Raw genomic sequence first — 6,470 nt, forward strand, 5'->3', positions numbered from 1 at the left:
AATAATTAATAATTAATAATTAATAATTAATAATTAATAATTACCTCCACAGTGAAAACGGAATGGGCTGAATAATTATGAAAAATTTTTCTTGTTTCTCCACAGCGAGTGAGAGGATTTTTACCTTAATTATTCGGATTTGAATTGTCAATTTGGGATTTTTCTGCCCAACTATGACTCTAAAATACTAACTTTTTGAGCGTTTTAGATGTGATACCAGGTACTTTTTTCGAGCCCAAAAAGGCACTTGTTTTTATATGTCAATGCTTTTAGATTTAATTAGCAAGCACTAAATAAAAATTATGAGAATTTTAAAACAATCTCCATTACTACAACAAGCTTTTCAAGCAAAAATTCAGGAAAAAATTTCTGACAATAGACAAGAAGTAAAACAAGATTTAGGGGGTGGATTCTTTGGAGAAATTGGCGCTGGTTTTTTTCAGTTTAAACAATTTAGAAACCAAATAAAAGGCAACTTAGGCGAGACTTTTTTATCATTATTACTCATGTCACTACCTGACAATTGGGTAATGTTTAAAAATGCTTTAATTCCCACAAAATCTAGAAACCTTACAGAAATTGACCTTTTAATTATTGGCAATGCAGGTGCTTTTTTAGTAGAAGTAAAAACTTGGAAAGGTTCATTTTCTGCTAATCAAGATAAATGGAAAAGACGAGAAGGAGCAAAGTGGGTTCCCTTAGAAAATAGCCCTACTTCTCAAAGTATATATCACAAAAAAATGTTTGAAAATTGGATTATTCCTCAAGTTTCTGGTTTCCCTGAAAATTTTATATTTGCCCCTGTTGTTTTTCCTGTAGCAAAATGGATTGGTGCAACTAATTGTTCTGTTCCTGTATTACAAGGTTTTCAAGAATTAACAAAGATGTTACAGCAATCCCCTCAATGTTTAACAAATGAACAAGTTTTAATTATTAGTAAATTAGTTGAGAATTACGATATTTTAGATATTCCTAAACCTTCTGCAAAACCAAAACCTATTTTAAGAAAACCTTCCGCTCGTTAACAAAGTCAGAATTAATAAGTTATTTTTGTAACAGGAATTTGAGCTTCTATCCAAAAATATTTCGCCTTAAAAGTGGGGTTAAGCGACTCAATTTTTTTGACAATTCTTAACAAGAAAAACTGCTGCAAATTTTTCTAATCTACTAAAGAAAAGTTAACTTTTTCTGCCTAAAAATAATTAAAATATCAAGAAAAAAATAAGCTATATAATACTAAGAATGAAAAAAGAATGCTTAACTTAGGTCAAACTTCAATTATTAAATAATTAACATAGACGAAATGACTTTGTGACTTTTGTGGTAATTAGCACCCTAGTTATTGTTTATTGTTAATTATTTCTCCACCACTCCCCTACTCCCCCACTCCTCTACTCCCCTGCTCCAGAAATGGTAGCAAACACTTATCAAATTGGTATAATATTTTTGGCCGATAACTTTTGTGAACAAAGTATATGCAGCTTACCCAGAATTGTTCTAATCTATATTATGTACTCAATAATTAATATAGAGTTGTAATATGCCCAGAACTCAACGAAATGATAACTTCATTGACAAATCATTTACGGTCATGGCAGATTTGATTTTGAAGCTGCTACCAACAAATAATCAAGCTAAAGAGGCTTTTGCTTATTATCGTGATGGAATGTCGGCGCAGGGTGATGGTGAATATGCTGAAGCATTAGAAAATTATTATGAAGCTTTGAATTTAGAAAACGACCCTAATGACCGGAGTTATATTCTTTATAATATAGGTTTAATTCATGCTAGTAATGGTGAACATGATAAAGCCTTAGAATACTATCACCAAGCTTTAGAAAATAATCCGAGAATGCCTCAAGCTTTAAATAATATTGCTGTAATTTTTCACTACAGAGGAGAACAGGCAAAAGAAACAGGTTCATCAGAAGAAGCAGATGGTTGGTTTGATAAGGCGGCAGAATATTGGAAACAGGCAATAAGTTTAGCTCCTAATAATTATATTGAAGCTCAAAACTGGTTGAAAACTACTGGGCGCTCAACTAAAGATGTATTTTTCTAAATATAGTTAATCTCAGAGTTTTGAAAAGAGGAAAAGTTACTAATGATTGATAACGAACAAGTCCGTAAAGTTGCACATTTAGCTAGATTAAAACTTAACCCAGAAGAAGAGGAAAAATTTACGACTCAGTTAAGTAGTATTTTGGATTATTTCGAGCAGTTGAGTGAATTAGATACAGAGAAAGTACGTCCTACTACTAGGGTAATTGATGTTAGTAATATAACTCGTAATGATGATTTAGAAAAGTTTCCAAATAGAGAAGAAATTCTCTCCTGCGCTCCAGAGCAAGATGGAGACTTTTTTAGAGTTCCTAAAATTATGAGCGAAGAGTAATATAGCAGGGAACAGGGAGTAGGCAATACTGGAAAAAGTATTTCTCTGTCTAAGGTTCATCATCAACATAAGTCCTAACCAACTCGTTTCTTGCTATAGTTCAACAAATTAAAATCTAGATGGTGCGTTACATTTCATTAACGCACCTTACTGGGCTCCTACAGGAATACCAAAAAACGTTGCAAAACGACGTAACACCAAATATTCCCAACTAAAAATCGAATACCCATAGCCTTGTTGCTTAACTGCTTCAACCTGTTTTTGTACTGTATTAAGCGAGAAAGGAACAACATTCCAGACTGCTGAGAGACCAACTCCAACTGGCACATAATAGGAAGCAGTATAAATACCAGAATTTGATAAACTTGCTATTACCGCTTCTGGTGTTGGACGATAAACCTGCAACACTATTTCATCTACTATTCCTTGTTCCACCCACCACAACCAATCTTGATTGTATTTCGAGATAGCAAAGTTGTAAGGGTTAGGGGAAACACTAACCACCATTTCGGGATTTTTGGCTTTAATATGACTATAGACTTTTTGGGTGAAGTTGGTTAACGCCTGACGTCGAGCGCTACTACCAAAAACTGCGGGAACAGCCCAATGATCGTCTAATTGAATTCCCTCTAAATCTTTAATTTTGAGAATATCATCTATGTTACCTAAGATATATTCTTGAACTTCTGGATTAGCTGGATCTAGCCAGACATTTCTATCTTCTACAGTTCCCCCTTCTACTGTTTTGAGCAACCAATCTGGATGTTCCTGAACAATAGCATTTCCAGGATTAAGCATCATACCATATTCAAACCAAGCATAAGGCTTTAATCCTTGACGGCGAGATTCTAGGGCTGCCGCTTTGAGAGGATTAGTCAAAGGAGGACGTAATAGAAAGTGAGTAGAGCTGTGAGAAGTCGGGTAGAGAGTTCCTTTTAAGCCATAAACACTGAAGTAAACACGGTCATATCCGGAGAGAGAAAGCTGATGTAGGATTTCATCTAAAAATGTGGTGTGATGTAGAAATGCTGTTGCAACATTGGTCAACCAAATACCCTGCATCTTTTCTTTGACTACAGGAGAACGAGAAGGTGCATGATGAGTTGCCACCACCAATAAACAAACTACTATGGCAATGGTTAACCATTTGAGATTTTTGATGATTTTTCCCATTATACATCTCCAGAAACTAAGTTTGACTCTTCTAAAAATTACACAGGTTTGAGATTAATTTTCGGAGAAATCTATTTTGAAGTTAAATTTTTGGGGTTGCATCATTGCGGGATGATTTTGTCAGAGAGGATCAAACATAATCTCCGTTTCTCCGTGTCCCCGCGTCCCCGTGTCAGCCTCAATCATCCTAGTATTCAGCAACGCAATTTTTTAGGGTTGCACATTATGGAATGATATTTCCGATTAGTTTATACCGCAGAGTCAACATTACGGCAGCGCTAGATCGAGCCAGAGCTGCCGAGACCCCCACAAGGTTCTTACGGAGCGAAAGCCTAGCCGTTGGTATAAGGCAAGTGCAACTTCATTGCGCTCGTTCGTATTTAGACCAATCGAGCGACAACCCTTTTCGCTAGCATGAGCAACTGCAAACTCTACCAGTTGCCGTCCCACTCCTTGCCGACGTGCCTCGCGAACTACAAAGACATCTTCTAGTTCAGCATCAAGACCTGAGCTCCAAGCAGAGTATCGGTAACGACACTGCACATAACCAAGGCTAGTTCCCTGCCCATTACGGCCCAGGAAGAACTCAGTTCCAGAATCTTTCAACAGAAGGGTAATCGATTCACGAAAGTCGGCATCAGACGGGGTGGACTGCTCCAAATGATCGCGAAAGGCAACGGCGAGAGTCACGAGTGGCTCCAGATCTGCCTCGCTTGCAATTTGAATTTTTAGCCCTGTTTCCATATTAGTAACTTGGAGTTATTTACCTCAGATATCGGCTTTGTTGCATGAAAGTTTCGATATAGCTGCCGCACGCACTTATATCATGTCCGGTTGAACAGTTATAAATAAATAACTACGGAGGAGTCAGGAGTCAACCCACCCCTAACCCCTCCGAGGAGGGGAACGACCGAGTCCGGAGGGAAGAAAGAAGAAGGAAGAGGAAGAACTGGAGTTGAAGGAGAAAGTTTTTTTATCAGGACTTACGCAAAGGCACTATTTATAGAGTAAAGTAACTGTTGGACAATAGTTTTGAGAGCTATATATAGCGTATCTGCGTAAGTCCTATTTATAACTAATTATCCGGACATGATATTACTCCGCCAACGCAAAATCACCCCCTTCAATTCTACAACACCCTCAATACACTAGGAACGCTATCAATCGCATCTAATGATTGAATTTCCTCTAATGCTTGCCGGAAGTTGCCTTCTTTTACATCATGAGTGACAACAACTATTTCTGCAAGTTCATCGTGTATTCCTGTTTGCACTACAGATTCTAAACTTACATCATGACTGCCAAAACAAGTACCCAGTTTACCAATAACACCAGGATGATCTTTTGTCAGGAAACGAGCATAAAATCTAGTGACAAGTTCTGCCATTGATGCTGTTTCACAATAATGTTGATGGGTACAGCTTAATAAAGGGTGGGGAATAGGTTCGGTTTCTGTTTGTAGAATAGCAGCAATACTCATAATATCCGAAACTACTGCACTTGCTGTCGGACCGGAACCTGCGCCTGGGCCAAAAAACATCACTTGTCCTATGGGTTCTCCTTCTACTAGAATAGCGTTGTAAACATAATTGATGCTGGCAAGGGGGTGAGTTTTGGGCACGAGAGTAGGATGTACTCTCAGTTGGAGTTTGTCTGTGGTGGAGTTAATACTGTTGGGATCGCATTTAGCGATCGCTAATAATTTGATGACAAAGTCTAGTCTATCAGCATAGGCAATATCAGCAGCTGTTACTTGACGAATACCTTCACAATGAATATCTTCTAATTTAATTAAACCGCCAAAAGCGAGAGAAGCCAAAATTGCGATTTTATCTTTGGCATCTAACCCATCTACATCTGCAGTGGGGTCAGCTTCTGCATAACCTAATTGTTGAGCATCGGCCAGAACATCTGCAAAGTCTGCTCCCTCTTGTTGCATTCTGGTGAGGATATAGTTGGTTGTCCCGTTAATGATACCGATAACCGAATGAATGCGATTTACTCCCAAAGATTCTTTGAGGGGTTGAATAACAGGAATACCCCCACCCACTGCTGCTTCTAACATGACGTAAACACCTTTTTCATTTGCTGCAGCAAAGATTTCTGGACCATAGCGAGAGATAACAGCTTTGTTGGCAGTGACGACGTGTTTGCCATGGGCAATAGCTTTGAGGATTAGGCTTCTTGCGGGTTCCAACCCACCGATCAGTTCTACTATAATATCTATCTGTGGGTCCGTAGCGATCGCTTCTAAATCTGTTGTTAAAATATCTGTAGATAGATTAATCTCTCTGGTTTTGGATATATCGCGCACTCCCACTCGATGTATTTCCAATTCCTGAATTAAAGGATGACGACCTTCTGGAGATAGCAAAATTTTTGCTGTCCCTATACCGACTGTACCTAATCCCAACAAACCAATTTTGAATCCCACGATTGTTAACCCATACTGAATTAAATGTTTTGAGCAAGGTTCAGCCATCATAGCTGAATACTATCCTAATATTATAGCAGAAGGAAGAAGAAAGAAGGAAAAATTTTACGTTATCTGAGCTTTAAGCTGTCTATCTGTCTGTGCCCTTTCCTTCGACTGCTATAATGAATAAATCGAACAAAAAATAGTCTTTTTGGGAAAAATATTCCGTTGGAAAAATGTTTAATGAATCAACTTAACTTAAATAATTATAAACAAGAAATAGCAAACTTATATACTCACAGAAGCGATAAATATGATAATAGTGATTGGCACTGGAGAATTGCTAATCGTTTAGTTGAATATGGGCAAGTAGATACTGGTCAACAAGTTTTAGATATTGCTACAGGAACAGGTCATTGTGCAATTGCCGCAGCTAAATTAGTGGGAAGTTCAGGTCATTTCAGTTATCAGTTATCAGTTATCAGT

The 6,470-nt window shown here is 37.7% G+C and carries 7 protein-coding genes; 4 read left to right on the plus strand and 3 right to left on the minus strand.

The features are described from left to right. The first annotated feature begins 302 nt into the window (after window positions 1–302). From AC3DU7_RS21210 to gatC, 3 genes are all read left to right on the plus strand, one after another. Window positions 303–1,025, plus strand: a complete 723-nt coding sequence (locus AC3DU7_RS21210; protein ID WP_488041288.1) for a nuclease-related domain-containing protein — start codon at window positions 303–305, stop codon at window positions 1,023–1,025. 515 nt (window positions 1,026–1,540) lie between these two features. After that, window positions 1,541–2,062: a photosystem I assembly protein Ycf3 gene (locus tag AC3DU7_RS21215; RefSeq protein ID WP_488041289.1), complete on the plus strand. Its 522-nt coding sequence runs from the start codon at window positions 1,541–1,543 to the stop codon at window positions 2,060–2,062. A gap of 42 nt (window positions 2,063–2,104) precedes the next feature. Then, window positions 2,105–2,395 (plus strand): Asp-tRNA(Asn)/Glu-tRNA(Gln) amidotransferase subunit GatC, encoded by a 291-nt coding sequence (gene gatC / locus AC3DU7_RS21220; RefSeq protein WP_488041290.1) that lies wholly within the window; start codon window positions 2,105–2,107, stop codon window positions 2,393–2,395. A gap of 147 nt (window positions 2,396–2,542) precedes the next feature. On the opposite strand, the gene AC3DU7_RS21225 is transcribed toward gatC, so the two are convergent. The 3 genes from AC3DU7_RS21225 to AC3DU7_RS21235 all read right to left on the minus strand — a co-directional run bounded on the left by AC3DU7_RS21225 (window position 2,543) and on the right by AC3DU7_RS21235 (window position 6,002). Further along, on the minus strand, window positions 2,543–3,568 hold the full coding sequence (locus tag AC3DU7_RS21225; RefSeq protein ID WP_488041291.1) for a glycoside hydrolase family 10-like protein: 1,026 nt from the start codon (window positions 3,566–3,568) through the stop codon (window positions 2,543–2,545). A 267-nt stretch (window positions 3,569–3,835) separates the two neighbouring features. Further along, a complete protein-coding gene (locus AC3DU7_RS21230) occupies window positions 3,836–4,312 on the minus strand; it encodes a GNAT family N-acetyltransferase (RefSeq protein WP_488041292.1) in 477 nt (158 codons plus the stop codon). A 385-nt stretch (window positions 4,313–4,697) separates the two neighbouring features. After that, complete coding sequence (locus tag AC3DU7_RS21235; RefSeq protein ID WP_488041294.1) at window positions 4,698–6,002, minus strand: homoserine dehydrogenase; 1,305 nt, start codon at window positions 6,000–6,002, stop codon at window positions 4,698–4,700. A gap of 225 nt (window positions 6,003–6,227) precedes the next feature. On the opposite strand from AC3DU7_RS21235, the gene AC3DU7_RS21240 reads away from it, so the two are divergent. After that, the coding region (locus tag AC3DU7_RS21240) for a hypothetical protein (RefSeq protein WP_488041293.1) at window positions 6,228–6,470 on the plus strand (243 nt) is incomplete at its 3' end.

The sequence above is a fragment of the Okeania sp. genome (assembly GCF_983059655.1).